The organism is Protofrankia sp. Cj3 (genome assembly GCF_917627355.1).
In the GTDB taxonomy this organism is placed as follows: Bacteria; Actinomycetota; Actinomycetes; order Frankiales; family Frankiaceae; genus Protofrankia.
The window spans coordinates 1-747 of the sequence record NZ_CAKJTR010000337.1; the positions used below are offsets into that span (position 1 = coordinate 1).

The 747-nt window shown below is 71.8% G+C and carries 1 protein-coding gene; it reads right to left on the reverse strand.

Features of this window, described 5'->3' with window-relative positions; genetic code table 11:
* The coding region (locus MJ783_RS23325; RefSeq protein ID WP_239314052.1) for a polyketide synthase at positions 1-747 on the reverse strand (747 nt) is incomplete at both ends.

The following is a 747-nucleotide window of genomic DNA, read 5'->3' on the forward strand; positions in this document are numbered from 1 at the left end:
GGTGAGGCCGTTGCTGGCACCGTCCTGGTTGACGGCACTGCCCCGGATCACGGCGAGTATCTGATGGCCGAGGCGCTGGGCCTCCGACAGCCGCTCCAACAGGACGACTCCCACGCCCTCGGCCCAGGCGGTGCCGTCGGCGGCGGCGGCGAACGGCTTGCACCGGCCGTCGGGGGCCAGCCCACGCTGCCGGCTGAACTCGGTGAACATGCCCGGGGCGGCCATCACCGCGACCCCGCCGGCCAGGGCCAGGCCGCATTCGCCGTTGCGGAGTGCCTGGCTGGCGAGGTGGATGGCCACCAGCGAGGAGGAGCAGGCGGTGTCGACGGTGACGGCCGGTCCTTCCAGCCCCAGGGTGTAGGCGATCCGGCCCGAGGCGACACTGGTGGTGCTGCCGGTCAGGAGGTAGCCCTCGAGGCCCTCGGACGCCTCGTGCAGGCGAGGACCGTATTCCTGCTGCATCGCGCCGATGAACACCCCGGTCCGGCTGCCTGTGAGGGAGGCCGGGTCGATAGCCGCCCGCTCGAGGACCTCCCAGGACGTCTCGAGCAGCAGCCGTTGCTGGGGATCCATCGCCGCCGCCTCGCGGGGGCTGATGCCGAAGAAGGCAGCGTCGAACTGGTCGGCGTCGTAGAGGAATCCACCCTCGCGCGCGTATGACGTGCCCGGCCTGCCTGGTTCGGGGTCATAGATCCTGGCAAGGTCCCAGCCGCGATTGGTGGGGAGCCCCCCGATCGCGTCGGCGCC